The sequence below is a fragment of the Plantibacter sp. ME-Dv--P-122b genome, from assembly GCF_030209375.1.
Lineage (GTDB): Bacteria > Actinomycetota > Actinomycetes > Actinomycetales > Microbacteriaceae > Plantibacter.
Window position 1 is genome coordinate 87,754 of the sequence record NZ_JARVSC010000002.1, and the last position, 15,911, is coordinate 103,664.

The following is a 15,911-nucleotide window of genomic DNA, read 5'->3' on the forward strand; positions in this document are numbered from 1 at the left end:
CGGGCGAAGCGGGAGCACGATGCGCTTCCCGCGTCTGCTCATTCCGGCGGCGGTCACCTGGGTCGGCGCGGCCGTCTGCTGCGGGACTCCGACGCTGGCCTGGGGTGCGGTGTTGGTGTCGTTCGTCGTCGCCTCCGCCTGCCTCGGGTACAGCACGGTCGTCCGGCGTCGCCTTGGGGAGCCTCGCACAGGGCCTGTCGTCGTCACGACACTCTTGCTCTGCGCGTGCTCCGCGGCGCTGTTCGGGATGGTCGCCGCGTCGATCGGCACACGCGCGCCTGACCGGCAGCCGGAGGCTCTGCTCGAGCTCGCGAGCACGCCCGTGACCGCCGAGGTCCTGGTGACCGGCGACGCCGTGCCCACCGGTTCAGTCACGACGGGAGCCGGCATCGGCTTCGCGGCCGACCTCGTGACGGCCAGTGGAGACGACAGCGTGCTGGAGCGCCTCTCGGTGCCGGTCCTCGTCTTCGCGCCGGTCCCGGCGGACCGGGCTCCGAGGATCGGCGAGCGCTGGCGCGTCGACGGCTCGCTCCGATGGAACGCGCCGGGTGATGCGCGGGCAGCGCTGCTGTTCGCGCGGGAGGAGCCCGAGCTGCTGGGGGAGCCGCCGGCGATCCTCGACTGGTCGGCGTCGCTCCGTTCAGGCCTCGTCGGGCTCGCGTCCGACCTGCCGGGCTCGGGCGGGGAGCTGCTGCCCGGCCTCGCGATCGGCGATGTGAGCCAGGTGAGCGACGCGGTCACGGAGTCGATGCAGCGCAGTTCACTCTCGCATCTGACGGCCGTGTCCGGCGCGAACTGTGCGGTCATCGTGTGGCTCGTCAGCACCGCGGTCGCGGCACTCGGCGGTGGGCGGAAGCTCAGGATCTCGTGTGCCCTGCTGTGCCTCGTCGCGTTCGTGGTCCTCGTGACGCCCCAACCGAGCGTGCAACGGGCGGCGCTCATGGCTGCGTTCGTCCTGGTGCTGGGCGGCTTCGGACGGCCGATCCGTGGCCTCGCCGCGCTGTCGTTGGCGGTGGTCGTGCTCCTCGTCGCCGATCCCTGGCTGGCAGGGCAGTACGGCTTCGGGCTCTCGGTGCTCGCGACGGCCGGCCTCCTGCTGCTCAGCGGACCACTGACGGATGTGCTCTGCAGATGGTTACCGCGAGGGATAGCGGCCCTCATCGCGATCCCGGCAGCCGCCCAGCTCGCCTGCCAGCCGATGCTCGTCCTCCTCGACCCCGCGATCCAACTCGGCGGCGTCCCCGCGAACCTGCTCGCGGGCCCGGCCGCCGCGCCCGCGACCATGCTCGGACTGCTCGCCTGCCTGCTGGTCCCGTTCGCACCACCACTCGCGCTGCTCGTCGCGTGGCTCGGCTGGGTGCCCGCGACGTGGATCGCCGCGGTGGCCCGGTGGTTCGAGGGCGTCCCTGCCGCGCGAGTGCCGTGGCCGGAGGGGCCGCTCGGCGTCGTGCTCGTCACCGTGCCGACGGTCCTGATCGCCACGCTGCTGCTGTTCCGTCGGGACCTGCCCCAGAAGTGGTCGACGACGATCGGCGTGGCGGTGGTCGTGTCACTCGTCGCACTGTGCGGTCGGGCGGTCGGGGACGGACTCGGCCCGGCCCTGCATCGGCCTGGCGACTGGATCGTCGCCGCCTGCGACGTCGGTCAGGGAGACGCGGTCCTCCTGCGACAGGGTGGCGCCACCGCCCTGGTCGACGTCGGGCCCGACCCCGAACCGCTCCGCGCGTGCTTGGACGAACTCGGGGTCTCACGCATCGAGCTGCTCGTCCTCACTCACTACGACCTCGACCACGTCGGAGGCCTCGACGCGGTCGTCGGTCGGGTCGACGAGGTGCTGCTCGGGCCGGTCGACGATCCGTCGGACGAGCGCATCACCCGAGTGCTTCGAGCGGCCGGTGCCGAGGTGCGGGAGGCCGGCGCCGGGGACCAGGGGGTGCTGGGGGAGCCGGAGAGCGCGGCGCAGTGGCGCGTCCTGTGGCCGGACCCCGCGGCAGGCGGCGTCGAACCGGGGAACGACGCGAGCGTGGTCGTCAGATTCGATCTCCTCGCCGCATCGGTGCTGCTGCTCGGCGACCTCGGTGAGGAAGCGCAGGACCGGCTGCTCGGTCGGCACGCGCTCGGGGATCCGCTCGACATCGTCAAGGTGTCGCATCATGGCTCCGCCGATCAGAGCGACCGCCTGGCGCGCCGGGTCGGTGCGACCGTTGCGCTCGTCTCCGTCGGGGCCGACAACGGCTACGGTCACCCGACTCGCTCAGCGCTCGAGCTCTACGAGGCCACCGGGGCCGAGGTCCTCCGCACGGACAAGTCGGGGACCATCGTCCTCGGCCCAGGCGACAGTGGAGGGTTCCGCGTGTGGTCGGAGCGCGGCGGGTGAGCCGCCGACCGCCCCGCCTGGCGTCGGCGGTCGCCGGTAGACTCGGACGGTCGAGAGGAGCCGCTGTGGCTGCACCACGTTCCGCCGGTCGCGGCAAGGCCAAGACGGCGGCCAAAGCCTCGGCGGCGATCCCGCAGCTCGGCTGGTCGGAGATCCGCCCGGCGCCGATCGTGTTGGTGTCCGGCACGGAGTCCTTCCTCGCCGACCGGGCGATCCGCCGGCTGCGCGACTTCCTCGTCTCCGAAGACCCCTCGCTCGAGGTCAACGACGTCGCCGCCGACAGCTACGCCCCGGGGGAGCTGCTCACGGTCGCGAGCCCGTCGCTCTTCGGCGAGCCCCGGCTCGTCCGCGTCAGCCAGGTCGAGAAGTGTTCCGACCAGTTCCTCACCGAAGCCATCCGGTATCTCGAAGCACCGCCGGAGGGCGCTTACCTCGTCCTCCGCCACAACGGAGGCGTGCGAGGGAAGAAGCTGCTCGACGCCATCCGCGCGGGCACCGGTGGCGGTGTCGAGATCGTCTGCACCGAACTCAAGCGAGACAGCGACAAGGCCGACTTCGCAGCGGCGGAGTTCAAGACGGCGGGTCGTCGCATCACGCCTCAGGCGCTCCGCGCACTCGTCGGCGCCTTCTCCGACGACCTCGCCGAGCTCGCGGCCGCGTGCAGCCAGCTCATGGCCGACGCGTCTGAGGAGATCACCGAGCAGACGGTCAACAAGTACTACGGCGGTCGACTCGAGACGAGCGCGTTCGACGTCGCCGACGCCGCGATCGCCGGGCGTCACGGGGAAGCGCTGCTCGCCCTGCGGCAGGCGCTCGACTCGGGCGCCGACCCGGTCCCGATCGTCGCCGCGTTCGCGATGAAGATCCGCACGATGGCCAAGGTGTCGTCGGCTCGCGGCGGGTCCGGGCAGATCGCCCAGCAGTTCGGCCTCGCGCCGTGGCAGGTCGACCGCGCCCGTCGTGACCTGTCCGGCTGGACGGACGCCGGCATCGGCCGCGTGGTGCAGATGCTCGCCGAGACCGACGCCGGCGTGAAGGGCGCGAGCCGCGACCCGGTGTTCGCGCTCGAGCGGCTCGTCGGTGTGATCGCGGCACGCGGGGTCGATCTCTCGGAGCGGTAGCCCGCCGAGCTGGCCGCGGGGCGGGCGGCCCTTCGACAAGATCAGGAACCGAGCGGGCAACGCGAAAGGCCCCGCACGTTCCGAAGAACGCCGGGGCCTTGCAGCTGGTGTCGCTTAGAGCGCGTTGACCTGCTTGGCGATGGCCGACTTGCGGTTCGCTGCCTGGTTCTCGTGGATGACGCCCTTGCTCACGGCCTTGTCGAGCTTCTTCGAGGCGAGCTTGAGTGCGGTCTCAGCCTGAGCCTTGTCGCCGGCGACGACGGCCTCACGGGTTGCGCGGATGGCGGTCTTCAGCTGGCTCTTGACGGCCTTGTTGCGCTCGTTGGCCTTCTTGTTGGTGCCGATGCGCTTGATCTGCGACTTGATGTTTGCCACGTTGGGTCAACTTTCGGTTCGAGGAAATGATGTTCGGTGCCGTCGGACGGAAGAGGGCGTCTTCAAGCGAGTTCTCGTGTGGTCTCAACTCACACGCAAGCCAACAGGCAACATTACCAGTCGGGCTGAGTTCTGGCAATCCAGGGTACCGCAGCGCGGGTGCTCCCCGCCGTGGGACAATGAGGGTTGCCCGATTCCACCCCTGACCCCGAGGAACGCGTGAGCCCCCAAGCAGTGAAGGCCCTCGAGCCGGCATCGACCGACCCGGCGTTCATCCGGAACTTCTGCATCATCGCCCACATCGACCACGGCAAGTCGACTCTGGCGGACCGCATGCTGCAGATCACCGGCGTCGTCTCGGACCGCGACATGCGGGCGCAGTACCTCGACCGCATGGACATCGAGCGGGAGCGCGGCATCACCATCAAGAGCCAGGCCGTGCGTATGCCGTGGTCGCTCAACGGCGAGACCTTCGCGCTCAACATGATCGACACCCCCGGGCACGTCGACTTCACCTACGAGGTCTCGCGGTCGCTCGCCGCGTGCGAGGGCGCGATCCTCCTCGTCGACGCCGCGCAGGGTATCGAGGCGCAGACGCTCGCGAACCTCTACCTCGCCCTCGAGAACGACCTCGAGATCATCCCGGTGCTCAACAAGATCGACCTCCCGGCGGCCGACCCCGACAAATACGCGAAGGAGCTCGCGAGCCTCATCGGCGGCAAGCCCGAAGACGTCCTGCGGGTGTCCGGCAAGACCGGTATGGGCGTCGAGGACCTCCTCGACCGCGTCGTCGGGCGCATCCCGAACCCCGTGGGCGACCCGGACGCACCCACGCGCGCCATGATCTTCGACTCCGTCTACGACACCTACCGTGGCGTCGTCACCTACGTCCGCATGATCGACGGCCAGCTGAGTCCGCGGGAGCGCATCCAGATGATGTCGACGCGCGCGGTGCACGACCTCCTCGAGATCGGTGTCAGCTCGCCGGAACCGACGCCCACGAAGGGCCTCGGCGTCGGTGAGGTGGGTTACCTCATCACCGGCGTGAAAGACGTCAGGCAGTCGAAGGTCGGCGACACCGTCACGACCGCGGTGAAGCCGGCGACCGACGCCCTCCCGGGCTACACCGACCCGAAGCCGATGGTCTTCTCCGGTCTGTACCCCATCGACGGCAGCGACTACCCGATCCTCCGCGACGCGCTCGACAAGCTGAAGCTCTCCGACGCCTCGCTCAACTACGAGCCCGAGACCTCCGTCGCCCTCGGCTTCGGGTTCCGCGTCGGCTTCCTCGGCCTCCTGCACCTCGAGATCGTGACCGAGCGGTTGCAGCGCGAGTTCGACCTCGACCTCATCGCCACCGCGCCGTCGGTCACCTACGAGGTGAAGACGGAGGACAAGCAGGTCGTCACCGTCACGAACCCGAGCGAGTTCCCCTCCGGCAAGATCCTCGAGGTGTCGGAGCCGATGGTCAAGGTGGGCATCCTCGCCCCCAAGGACTACGTCGGCACCATCATGGAGCTCTGCCAGAGCCGTCGAGGTGCGCTGCTCGGTATGGAGTACCTCGGCGAGGACCGCGTCGAGCTGCGGTACACGATGCCGCTCGGTGAGATCGTGTTCGACTTCTTCGACCACCTGAAGAGCCGCACGCAGGGGTACGCGTCGCTCGACTACGAGCCCTCCGGCCAGCAGGCCGCCGATCTCGTGAAGGTCGACATCCTGCTGCAGGGCGACCAGGTCGACGCGTTCAGCGCCATCGTCCACCGCGAGAAGGCGTACGCCTACGGTGTGCTCATGACCGAGCGCCTGAAGAAGCTCATCCCGCGCCAGCAGTTCGAGGTGCCGATCCAGGCCGCCATCGGTGCGCGGATCATCGCCCGCGAGTCGGTCCGTGCCATGCGCAAGGACGTCCTGGCCAAGTGCTACGGCGGTGACATCACCCGCAAGCGCAAACTCCTCGAGAAGCAGAAGGAGGGCAAGAAGCGGATGAAGATGGTCGGCAAGGTCGAGGTGCCTCAGGAGGCGTTCATCGCAGCGCTCTCCGGGGACGTGGAGACGAAGGACAAGAAGTGAACGCACGACGCAGTTCGTTCGAGGACGAAGCGGTCGACTACGCGGCCGTCGGCGCCACCCAGCGGACCGACCTCATGCAGTACCCGCCGGAGGGCTACGTGCCGTCGGAGGACGCGTTCCGCCTCGGGAGCGGTGAGGAGCGGTTCGCCCTCGCGAGCAGCGCCCTCCTCACCTGGGGACTGCACCGCTCGAGCGGCGTGGAGATCTCCGAGGTGCACCCCGGCACGGGCGTGCAGTACGGCGGCATCGCCTTCGCCGAGGACGGTACGCCGCTGGAACCCATCGAGACGCACGAGGAGCAGCGCTTCGCCGAGGACGGCACGCCGTTCATCACGCCGGGCACGACGGTCGTCTTCGCCGGAACCGTCGGCGGGGAACCGCTCGTCGGGCCGCATCGCGTCATCTCCGTCACCGAGGAGCCGGGTCACGTGAGCCTGGCCATCGGCACGATGGAGGGCGATCCGGAGAGCGGTGAGCAGTCCTTCACGATCGAGCGGCGCGAGGACGACTCCGTCTGGATCGTCGTGCGCTCGTTCTTCCGCCCGACGAAGGGTGCCGCGAAGCTCGTCGGCTCCAAGCGCCGACGCAAGACCATGAACGACGCCTATCTCCGCGCACTCCTGCCGTCGCGCGGCGTCTGAGCCACGGACCGTGCCGAGCGCCCTCCCACTCGCCGATCCGGCCCCGTCCGACGGACTCCTCCCGGAGACGGCGGCGGTCGGTGCGCTCGAGCGCGCCTTCGGGGTCTACCTGCACGTGCCGTTCTGCCGGGTCAGATGCGGCTACTGCGACTTCAACACCTACACGGCGACCGAGCTCCGCGGCGCGAAGCAGTCGGACTACGCCGACGAGGCGGTCGCAGAGCTCCGCTTCGGCAGGTCCGTCCTGGCGTCGTCGACCGTCCCCGACCGGCCGGTCTCGACCGTGTTCTTCGGTGGCGGGACGCCGACCCTCCTGCCCGCTGACGACCTGGTCCGGATGCTCCGTGGCGTGACGGACAACTTCGACCTCGCGCCCGGCGCCGAAGTGACGACCGAGGCGAACCCCGACTCCGTCGACGCCGCCTACCTCCGTACCCTCGCCGAAGCCGGATTCACCCGGGTGTCGTTCGGGATGCAGTCCGCCGTGCCGAGCGTGCTCGCCACCCTCGAGCGCACGCATGATCCTGATCGGGTGCCGCTCGTCGTGCAATGGGCTCGCGAGGCCGGCCTCGGGGTCAGCCTCGACCTCATCTACGGGACACCGGGGGAGACCCTGGCCGACTGGCGCGTCTCACTCGAGACGGCGATCGCCTGCGCGCCGGACCACGTGTCGGCCTATTCGCTCATCGTCGAACCCGGGACGAAACTCGCGCGCCAGATCCGCTCGGGCGTGGTGGGGACCCCCGACGAAGACCTCCAGGCCGACATGTACGAGCTCGCCGACGACCTGCTCACCGACGCAGGTTACGGCTGGTACGAGGTCAGCAACTGGGCGACGGACGACACGCACCGCTCCCGGCACAACCTCTCCTACTGGACCGGTGAGGACTGGTGGGGTGTCGGCCCGGGCTCGCACAGTCACGTCGGCGGGGTGCGCTGGTGGAACGTCAAGCACCCGGCGGCGTACGCCCAGCGGATCGCGGCGGGGGAGTCGCCGGCCGCCGGCCGGGAGACCCTGGACGACGAGACGCGGGAACTCGAACGCATCCTGCTGCTCACCCGCACGCGGGACGGCATCCCGATCCGGACGCTCGCCCCCGAGGCGCGCACGGCGGTCGCCGGGCTCATCGCCGAGGAACTGGTCGACGCGCGGCAGGCCCTGCTCGGACGGCTGGAGCTCACGCGCCGCGGGCGGCTCCTCGCCGACGCGGTCGTCCGCCGTCTGGTCGGCGACTGACCCTGCCCGAGGCGCAGAACAGCCCCGCCCGGCGGACCGGACGGGGCTGTTCTCGTGCGACTCGACGGATCAGGCCTTGATGAACTGGATCGTGAGCGGGTAGCTGTACAGCTCGCCCTTGTTCGCCTTGATCGCGGCGATGATGCTGAACACGATCACGACGACGTAGACGGCGATGATGATGAACAGACCCACGACGACGATCGTCAGGATCGAGCCGACCACGAGCGCGATCAGCATCGTCAGCTGGAAGTTCAGTGCGGTGAGCGTGTGCGCCTTGATGAACGGGCCGCGGTCCTTGAGAACCAGGTAGCCGATCAGTGGCGGGATGAACCCGAAGAAGATCCCACCGATGTGGATGAGCGTCGACCAGAGCTTCTCGTCCGACGGGCTCATGGGCTGAGCGGCGGCGTACGGCTGCTGGTACTGCGGGGCGCCCGCGGGCGGCGGCGGGTAGGCGCCTGCGCCGGGCGGCGGGGGCGCGTAGCCACCTGCGGGCGGGGGCGGGTAAGCGCCTGCGGGCGGCTGCTGCGGAGCTGCGGGAGGGGGCGTCGCGCCGTCTCCTGCAGGCGGAACCGACCCGCCCTTCGCTGGGTCGACGGGCGGCTGAGCGTTCGGATCGGACATCTTCGCACCTTTCACGGAGAGTGATATTCAATTGGTCCAGCTGAGCGTATCGCACCAGGTGTTGCTCGTCAGGGACCCATGCCTGCGGCCAACGGTATTCCCGCGGCACGGGCCGCGCAAGGGACGGTGGCCCGGAGGCCACGATATGATTGGCAGTCAGGGTCTTCGAGTGCTGATGGTCGGTACTCCGAGGTGGATGACGGGAGGAGATCGGGATGGTGTCGGATCGCGGTCTCGAAGTGCTCCGCGTCATCGTGCAGGACTACGTCGCCTCGCGTGAGCCCGTCGGGTCCAAGACGATCGTCGACCGCCACTCCTTCGGGGTCTCCGCAGCCACCATCCGGAACGACATGGCCCAGCTCGAGGACGAAGAGCTCATCGCCGCTCCGCACACCTCCTCCGGACGGGTACCGACCGACAAGGGCTACCGGATGTTCGTCGACCACCTCGCCGACCGCCGTCCACTGAACAACGCCCAACGGACGGCGATCGAGACCTTCCTCGGTGCGTCCGGCGACCTCGACGAGGTCCTGCACCGCACGGTGCGGCTGCTCTCACAGCTGACGAACCAGGTCGCGCTCGTCCAATACCCGATGTTCTCCCGGGCCCGTGTCCGGCACCTCGAGTTGGTGAGCGTCACCCCGAACCGTGTGCTCGCGGTGATCATCCTCGACAACGGCCGCGTCGAGCAGCGCCTCATCGAGACGGAGAGCCCGGTCGACGACGACCTCATCTCGCGTCTCCGCTCGCTGTGCAACGAGGCGGTCGCGGGCCGTCCGCTGCTCGACGCCCACGACGCGATCGGTGACGTCCCCGCCGACATCGCCGACCTCGACCGCGCGGCGGCCGTCCGGATCGTCGACGCCGTGCGCGAGCAGCTCTCGGCGCAGCGGCAGGACCGCCTCGTCATGGCCGGCGCCGCCAACCTCGCCCGCACGGAAGACGACTTCCCCGGCAGCATCTACCCGGTCCTCGACGCCATCGAGCAGCAGGTGGTGCTGCTCCGACTCTTCGGTGAGATGGAGTCCGAGCGCGACAGCGTGGTCGCCAGCATCGGGCGGGAGAACGCGTCGTTCGGCCTCGAGACCACGAGCGTCCTCGCCGGGAACTACCGTTCCTCTGGTGGCGAAATCGCCCGGCTCGGCGTCCTCGGCCCCACGAGAATGGACTACGCGAGCAACATGGCTGCGGTCCGTGCCGTCGCCAGGTACCTCTCGCGCATCCTCGACGCCGAGTGACGCATCCTCGTCGCGTCCCCCAACACCTTCCGCACCTCGAACGAAAGGCCCTCAGTGGCTGACTACCCCGACCACTACGCAGCACTCGGTGTCGCCAAGGAGGCGACGCCCGAAGAGATCAAGAAGGCGTACCGCCGCCTCGCACGCGAACTGCACCCCGACGTGAACCCGGGCTCCGACGCCTCGGAGCGGTTCAAGGAGGTCACGCACGCCTACGACGTGCTGAGCGACCCCAAGCAGCGCCAGCAGTACGACCTCGGTCCGCAGGCGGGTGGGTTCGGCGGAGGCGACGCCGGGTTCGGCGGCTTCGGTGACATCTTCGACACCTTCTTCGGCGGAGGCGGTCAGCAGCGCGGACCGAAGTCCCGCCGCGCACGCGGCGAGGACGCCCTGTTGCGTGTCGAGCTCGACCTCGACGAGGTCATCTTCGGCACGCACCGCGACCTCGAGGTCGACACCGCCGTGCTCTGCAGCACCTGCAACGGCTCCTGCTGCCAGCCCGGCACCTCACCGGTGACCTGCGACATCTGTCACGGCACCGGCTCCATCCAGCGTGCCGTCCGCTCGCTGCTCGGCAACGTCATGACCTCGGCGCCCTGCGGCACCTGCCGCGGCTACGGCACGATCATCGCGACCCCGTGCGTCACCTGCCAGGGTCAGGGTCGGCTCCGTGCGCGCCGCACCGTCTCGGTCGACATCCCGGCCGGCGTCGACACCGGTCTGCGTCTGCAGATGCCGGGGAGCGGCGAGGTCGGCCCGGCCGGCGGCCCGAACGGCGACCTCTACCTCGAGATGAAGGTCAAGCACCACGACGTCTTCAGCCGCGACGGCGACGACCTGTTGTGCACGCTCGAAGTCCCGATGACCGACGCCATCCTTGGCCGCCAGGTCACCGTCCACGCGCTCGACGGCGACGTCGAGGTCGAGCTGCGACCGGGCGTGCAGAGCTCGGAGGTCATCACGGTCAAGGACCGCGGCGTCACCCGCCTCCGCGGTAACAGCCGGGGCGACCTCAAGATCGGCGTCCAGGTCGTCACCCCGACGAAGCTCGACCACCGTGAGCGCGAGCTGATCAAGAGCTTCGCCTCGGGACGACGCCAGGGTGCTCCGGCGCTCGCGCAGTTCCAGCAGGGCCTGTTCGCGAAGATCCGCGACCGCTTCCACGGCGTCGGTTGAGATGAGTTCGCTGTACCTCCGCGAGGATCTCGAATCGACCGGTGTCGGCGACTCGGTGACCCTCCGCGGGCCCGAGGCGAAGCACGCCGTCGCCGTGAGTCGGCTGCGGGTCGGCGAGACCACCTCGATCGGCAACGGCCGGGGCCTGATCGCGACCGGACCGGTCGTGCGCAGCGAGCCGGGTGAGTTGGAGATCCGCGTCGAATCGGTCGTGGTCCATCCGGAGAACCGTCCCGGGCTCGTCCTCGTGCAGGCGCTGGCCAAGGGCGATCGCGACGAACTCGCCATCCAGGCGGCGACCGAGCTGGGTGTCGACCGCATCGTCCCATGGGGTGCCGAGCGCAGCATCTCCAGGTGGCAGGGCGACAAAGCGGCCAAGGGTCGTGCCCGCTGGCAGCTCATCGTGCGCGAGGCGTCGAAGCAGTCGATCCGTGCGCGGGTCCCCGAGGTGGCCGAGGTCGTCGACACCCGTGGCCTCGCCACCATGGTCGCCGGCCGGACCGTCCTCGTGCTCGAACCCAGTGCGGCACTCGCCCTCTCGGAGCTCGACCCGTCGGCACTGCTCGCCGAGGAACTCGTGCTCGTCGTCGGTCCCGAAGGCGGCATCTCGCCGGCGGAGCGGGAGCGACTCGAAGCGGCCGGCGCGGTCGAGGTCCGGATCGGTTCGGGCGTCCTCCGCACCTCGACGGCGGGACCGGCGGCGATCGCCGCGCTCAACGTGCTGCTCGGTCGGTGGTGACGATCCACCAGCCCGCGCGTGAGGCCGTCACGAACCTTAGACTGGTGGACATGAGTGAAGCACCGTCGGTATTCAGCCGCATCGTGTCGGGGGAGATCCCGACGACCCTCCTCGCCGAGACCGATCGGGTGATCGCGTTCGCCGACATCGCACCGCAGGCTCCCGTACACCTCCTCGTCGTCCCGAAGACCGCCGAGTACCGCGACGTCGTGGAATTGGCCGCTGGCGATCCCTCCTTGCTCGCTGAGGTGGTCGAGGTGGCGTCGTCGCTCGCGAAGGAGCACACCGGTGGCGAGTTCCGACTCGTCTTCAACACCGGTGAGTCCGCCGGGCAGACGGTCTTCCACGTGCACGCGCATGTCCTCGGCGGTTCCCTGCAGGAGGGCACCCTTGGCGGAGCCTGAGTCCACGAACCCAGACCGCCCCGCCGCCGCGCGGCCGGATGAGCTCGAGCACGTCCTCCTGGTGGACGGGCTCGCGATGGTCCGTCTCCTCGGCCCACAGGACCGCCTCCTGACGACCGTCGAGCGCGAACACCCCGGCGTCTCGGTGCACGTGCGCGGCAATGAGATCACCATCACCGGCCCGGCGCCGCAGGCCGACGCCGCCAGACGACTCGTAGAGGAACTCATCACCATGGTCCGAGAAGGACACGACCCGGGGCCGGCGGAGGTCAGCACCTCCGCCCGCATGCTCGGACAGGACGGCTCGGCCTCCCCGTCGGAGGTGCTCGGGCAGGTCATCCTCACCTCGCGTGGCAAGACGATCAAGGCGAAGACCGTCGGACAACGGGCGTACGTCGACGCGATCGACGAGAACACGATCGTGTTCGGCATCGGTCCGGCCGGTACCGGCAAGACGTACCTCGCGATGGCGAAGGCGGTGCAGGCCCTGCAGCGCAAGGAGGTCAACCGGATCATCCTGACGCGCCCGGCCGTCGAGGCCGGCGAGCGACTCGGGTACCTCCCGGGCACGCTGACGGACAAGATCGACCCGTACCTCCGTCCGCTCTACGACGCGCTCAACGAGATGATGGACCCGGAGATCGTCCCGAAGCTCCTCGCAGCCGGCACGATCGAGGTCGCACCGCTCGCCTACATGCGCGGCCGGACGCTCAACGACTCGTTCATCGTCCTCGACGAGGCACAGAACACCACACCTGAGCAGATGAAGATGTTCCTGACCCGGCTCGGGTTCGGATCCAAGATCGTCGTGACCGGCGACGTCACACAGATCGACCTGCCGACCGGTGCGTCCGGGCTCCGACTCGTGACCCGTGTCCTGAAGGACATGGACGACATCCACTTCGCCCAGCTCACGAGCGACGACGTCGTCCGACACACCCTCGTCGGACGGATCGTCGACGCCTACGGCGAGTACGACGCCGTCCGTCAAGCGCAGCGGTTCGAGCGCGAGCAGGCGGCCGAGTTCGCCAACCGTGCCGAGCGTCGGGGCGCAGCCAGAGACCACCAGCCGAAGCGAGGACGCTCATGACCATCGAGATCAACAACGAGTCCGGCGTCGTCGTCGACGAATCGCGCATCCTCGCCCTGGCGTCGTTCGCGCTCGACGCGATGCACGTGAGCCCCGATGCTGAGCTCGCCATCGTCCTGGTCGACGAGGGCGCCATGGAGCAGCTGCACGTCCAGTGGATGGACGAGCCGGGACCGACCGACGTCCTGAGCTTCCCGATGGACGAGCTCCGTCCCGGCACCGAGGAGAACCCGACGCCGCCCGGGCTGCTCGGCGACATCGTGCTCTGCCCGCAGGTCGCCGAGACACAGGCCGCCGCCGCGAAGCACTCGACCATGGACGAGCTCCAGCTCCTCACCTGCCACGGTGTGCTCCACCTCCTCGGGTACGACCACGCGGAGCCCGACGAGGAGAAGGAGATGTTCGGCATCCAGCGGGACATCCTCCTCGCCTTCGCACTCCAGGAGAGACGACGCACCAGCTGATGTCCCTCGTCGCCGTCTTCGTCATCGTCGCGTTCCTGCTCGTCGCGTTCGCGGGTCTGATGGCCGCAGCCGACGCCGCGATCGGCGTCCAGTCGAGTGCGGACATCCTCGACCTCGCCGAGGGCGCCCGCTCGGGATCCGCGCTCCGCGCCATCGCGGCCGATCCGGGTGCGCACGTCAATGCGATCAACTTCATCCGGATCCTGGCCGAGACCACGGCCGCCGTCCTGGTCACCCTCGCACTGGCCTCGTCGATCGACGAGCTGTGGCTCGTGCTCATCCTCGCAGTCGTCATCATGACGGGCACCTCCTTCGTGCTCGTCGGCGCAAGTCCCCGAGGCGTCGGCCGGACGCACGCGAGCGGAGTGCTGCGTTTCAGTGCCCCCGCCATCCGTGCCGCACGCGTGGTCCTCGGCCCGGTCGCCAACGTCCTCGTCTCCCTGGGCAACCGGGTGACGCCGGGGCTGCCCCGATCGGTCTCCTTCACCTCGGAGGAGCAACTGCTGAGCATGGTCGACGAGGCCGCCGCGCACTCGGTCCTCGAAGAGGACGACCGCGAGCTCATCCACTCGATCTTCGAGTTCAACGAGACGCTCGTCCGCGAGGTGATGATCCCGCGCACCGACCTCGTGAGTCTGCAGCGCGACCTCAGCGTCCGCGAGGCGCTCGAGGTGTTCCTGGAGACGGGGATCTCGCGAGCGCCCGTCAGCGACGGCGACATCGACGACCTCGTCGGCATCCTGTACCTGAAGGACCTGGTGCGCGCGATGTTCGGTGGCGACGGCGTCACCGAGGTGGGATCGATCGAGCCGCTCCTGCGGCCGGCGAGCTTCGTACCCGAGTCCAAGAAGGCCGATTCGCTCCTGCAGCAGATGCAGAAGGAGTCCAATCACATCGCGATGGTCGTCGACGAGTACGGCGGCATCTCCGGTCTCGTCACCCTCGAGGACCTCATCGAGGAACTCGTCGGCGACATCTCCGACGAGTACGACACCGACACCCCCGAGATCACCGACCTGCACGACGGACGGTTCCGGGTCGACGCCCGTCTGCCAGTCGACGAGCTGGGGGAGCTGTTCGGCCTCGAACTCGACGACGACGACGTCGACTCCGTCGGCGGGCTCCTCGCGAAGGCCCTCGGGCGGCTGCCCGTCGTCGGATCGACGGTGTCGACCAACGGCCTCGAACTCACCGCCGAGCGCGTCGAGGGGCGGCGGGGACGCATCCTCACCGTCATCGCCCAGCGCGACGACCAGCTGCAGGACGCCCAGCAGGCGTCCACCGACCACCGGGAGCACCCATGAACGACACCACCCCTCCGTCCGACTTCCGAGCGGGGTTCGTGTCCTTCGTCGGGCGTCCGAACGTCGGCAAATCCACGCTGACCAACGCCCTCGTCGGCGAGAAGGTCGCGATCACGAGCTCGAAGCCGCAGACCACGCGTCGCGCGATCCGCGGGGTCGTGCACCGCGACCACGGCCAGCTCATCGTCGTCGACACCCCCGGCATCCACCGCCCGCGCACCCTGCTCGGCCAGCGGCTCAACGACCTCGTGCAGTCCACTCTCTCGGACGTCGACGTCATCGGGTTCTGCATCCCCGCCAACGAGAAGCTCGGCCCCGGCGACCGCTTCATCAACGAGTCGCTCGACGGCTTCCCGCGCGCCAAGAAGGTGGCGATCGTCACGAAGACCGACACCGCCAGCCGGACGACGATCGCCGAGCAGCTGCTCGCGATCTCGGAGCTCCGAGACTGGGACGCCGTCATCCCGCTGTCCGCGGTGACCGACGACCAGCTCGACATCCTCGTCACCGAGGTCACGAAGCTCATGCCGCTGTCGGAACGCCTCTACCCGACCGAGGCCACCACCGATGAGACGGTCATCGACCGCGTGTCCGAGCTCATCCGTGAAGCCGCGCTCGAGGGCGTCCAGGACGAGCTTCCCCACTCGCTCGCGGTGACCATCGACGACATGATCCCGCGCGAGGGGACCGACCTGCTCGACATCTACGCGAACGTGTTCGTGGAGCGCGACAGCCAGAAGGCGATCATCATCGGGAAGGGCGGCTCCAGGCTCCGCGACGTCGGGGCCCGGGCCCGCGCGGGGATCGAGCCGCTCGTCGGGTCGCGGGTCTTCCTCTCCATCCGCGTCAAGGTCGCGAAGGACTGGCAGCGCGACCCGAAACTGCTCGGTCGCCTGGGATTCTGACCCGGATCCGGTCGACCGTCGGCGCTGCGGGCCCGTGCGGATCCGTGCGGGTGGTCTCCGTTACCTGAACGTGACTTGCGTGTCTGCTTTGGGCCCGCTGTGGAACCCGTCATCTGGCCGACAGGCTCGCGAGCGCGCGGACA

General features: G+C 69.3%; 15 protein-coding genes. 13 read left to right on the forward strand and 2 right to left on the reverse strand.

The window, feature by feature from the left end; genetic code table 11:
- Positions 1-19: 19 nt before the first annotated feature.
- Entirely contained in the window at positions 20-2,377 is a 2,358-nt protein-coding gene (locus QRN19_RS03880) for a ComEC/Rec2 family competence protein (RefSeq protein ID WP_285025361.1), read from the forward strand.
- A gap of 65 nt (positions 2,378-2,442) precedes the next feature.
- Complete coding sequence (holA, locus tag QRN19_RS03885) at positions 2,443-3,498, forward strand: DNA polymerase III subunit delta (protein WP_285025362.1); 1,056 nt, start codon at positions 2,443-2,445, stop codon at positions 3,496-3,498.
- 114 nt (positions 3,499-3,612) lie between these two features.
- Here the strand turns inward: holA and rpsT are convergent, their stop codons facing one another.
- Positions 3,613-3,873, reverse strand: coding sequence for a 30S ribosomal protein S20 (gene rpsT, locus QRN19_RS03890; protein WP_285025363.1), 261 nt, complete (start codon positions 3,871-3,873; stop codon positions 3,613-3,615).
- A gap of 219 nt (positions 3,874-4,092) precedes the next feature.
- Here rpsT and lepA point away from each other — a divergent pair, with 219 nt between their 5' ends.
- The 3 genes from lepA to hemW are packed head-to-tail and all read left to right on the forward strand — an operon-like array spanning position 4,093 to position 7,821.
- Positions 4,093-5,943 (forward strand): translation elongation factor 4, encoded by a 1,851-nt coding sequence (gene lepA / locus QRN19_RS03895; RefSeq protein ID WP_191940946.1) that lies wholly within the window; start codon positions 4,093-4,095, stop codon positions 5,941-5,943.
- Positions 5,940-6,584: a DUF1990 domain-containing protein gene (locus tag QRN19_RS03900; RefSeq protein ID WP_285025364.1), complete on the forward strand. Its 645-nt coding sequence runs from the start codon at positions 5,940-5,942 to the stop codon at positions 6,582-6,584. Before lepA ends, QRN19_RS03900 begins: the two co-directional genes overlap by 4 nt.
- 10 nt (positions 6,585-6,594) lie before the next feature.
- A complete protein-coding gene (gene hemW, locus QRN19_RS03905; RefSeq protein WP_285025365.1) occupies positions 6,595-7,821 on the forward strand; it encodes a radical SAM family heme chaperone HemW in 1,227 nt (408 codons plus the stop codon).
- Between the two features lie 69 nt (positions 7,822-7,890).
- Here the strand turns inward: hemW and QRN19_RS03910 are convergent, their stop codons facing one another.
- Complete coding sequence (locus QRN19_RS03910; protein ID WP_285025366.1) at positions 7,891-8,448, reverse strand: DUF4870 domain-containing protein; 558 nt, start codon at positions 8,446-8,448, stop codon at positions 7,891-7,893.
- Positions 8,449-8,663: 215 nt separating this feature from the next.
- On the opposite strand from QRN19_RS03910, the gene hrcA reads away from it, so the two are divergent.
- The 8 genes from hrcA (at position 8,664) to era (ending at position 15,768) form a co-directional block, all read left to right on the forward strand.
- Entirely contained in the window at positions 8,664-9,686 is a 1,023-nt protein-coding gene (gene hrcA / locus QRN19_RS03915; RefSeq protein WP_085510717.1) for a heat-inducible transcriptional repressor HrcA, read from the forward strand.
- Positions 9,687-9,740: 54 nt separating this feature from the next.
- On the forward strand, positions 9,741-10,862 hold the full coding sequence (dnaJ, locus tag QRN19_RS03920) for a molecular chaperone DnaJ (protein WP_064293629.1): 1,122 nt from the start codon (positions 9,741-9,743) through the stop codon (positions 10,860-10,862).
- A gap of 1 nt (position 10,863) precedes the next feature.
- The gene (locus tag QRN19_RS03925; RefSeq protein ID WP_285025369.1) at positions 10,864-11,601 is read left to right on the forward strand and encodes a 16S rRNA (uracil(1498)-N(3))-methyltransferase; all 738 of its coding nucleotides are present in this window, start codon (positions 10,864-10,866) and stop codon (positions 11,599-11,601) included.
- Positions 11,602-11,651: 50 nt separating this feature from the next.
- Entirely contained in the window at positions 11,652-12,005 is a 354-nt protein-coding gene (locus QRN19_RS03930) for an HIT domain-containing protein (protein ID WP_285025371.1), read from the forward strand.
- A gap of 76 nt (positions 12,006-12,081) precedes the next feature.
- The gene (locus tag QRN19_RS03935) at positions 12,082-13,095 is read left to right on the forward strand and encodes a PhoH family protein (RefSeq protein WP_285025567.1); all 1,014 of its coding nucleotides are present in this window, start codon (positions 12,082-12,084) and stop codon (positions 13,093-13,095) included.
- Entirely contained in the window at positions 13,092-13,559 is a 468-nt protein-coding gene (gene ybeY / locus QRN19_RS03940; protein WP_285025372.1) for an rRNA maturation RNase YbeY, read from the forward strand. Before QRN19_RS03935 ends, ybeY begins: the two co-directional genes overlap by 4 nt.
- A complete protein-coding gene (locus tag QRN19_RS03945; protein ID WP_285025373.1) occupies positions 13,559-14,863 on the forward strand; it encodes a hemolysin family protein in 1,305 nt (434 codons plus the stop codon). Before ybeY ends, QRN19_RS03945 begins: the two co-directional genes overlap by 1 nt.
- Entirely contained in the window at positions 14,860-15,768 is a 909-nt protein-coding gene (gene era, locus QRN19_RS03950; protein ID WP_285025374.1) for a GTPase Era, read from the forward strand. Before QRN19_RS03945 ends, era begins: the two co-directional genes overlap by 4 nt.
- Positions 15,769-15,911: the final 143 nt, after the last annotated feature.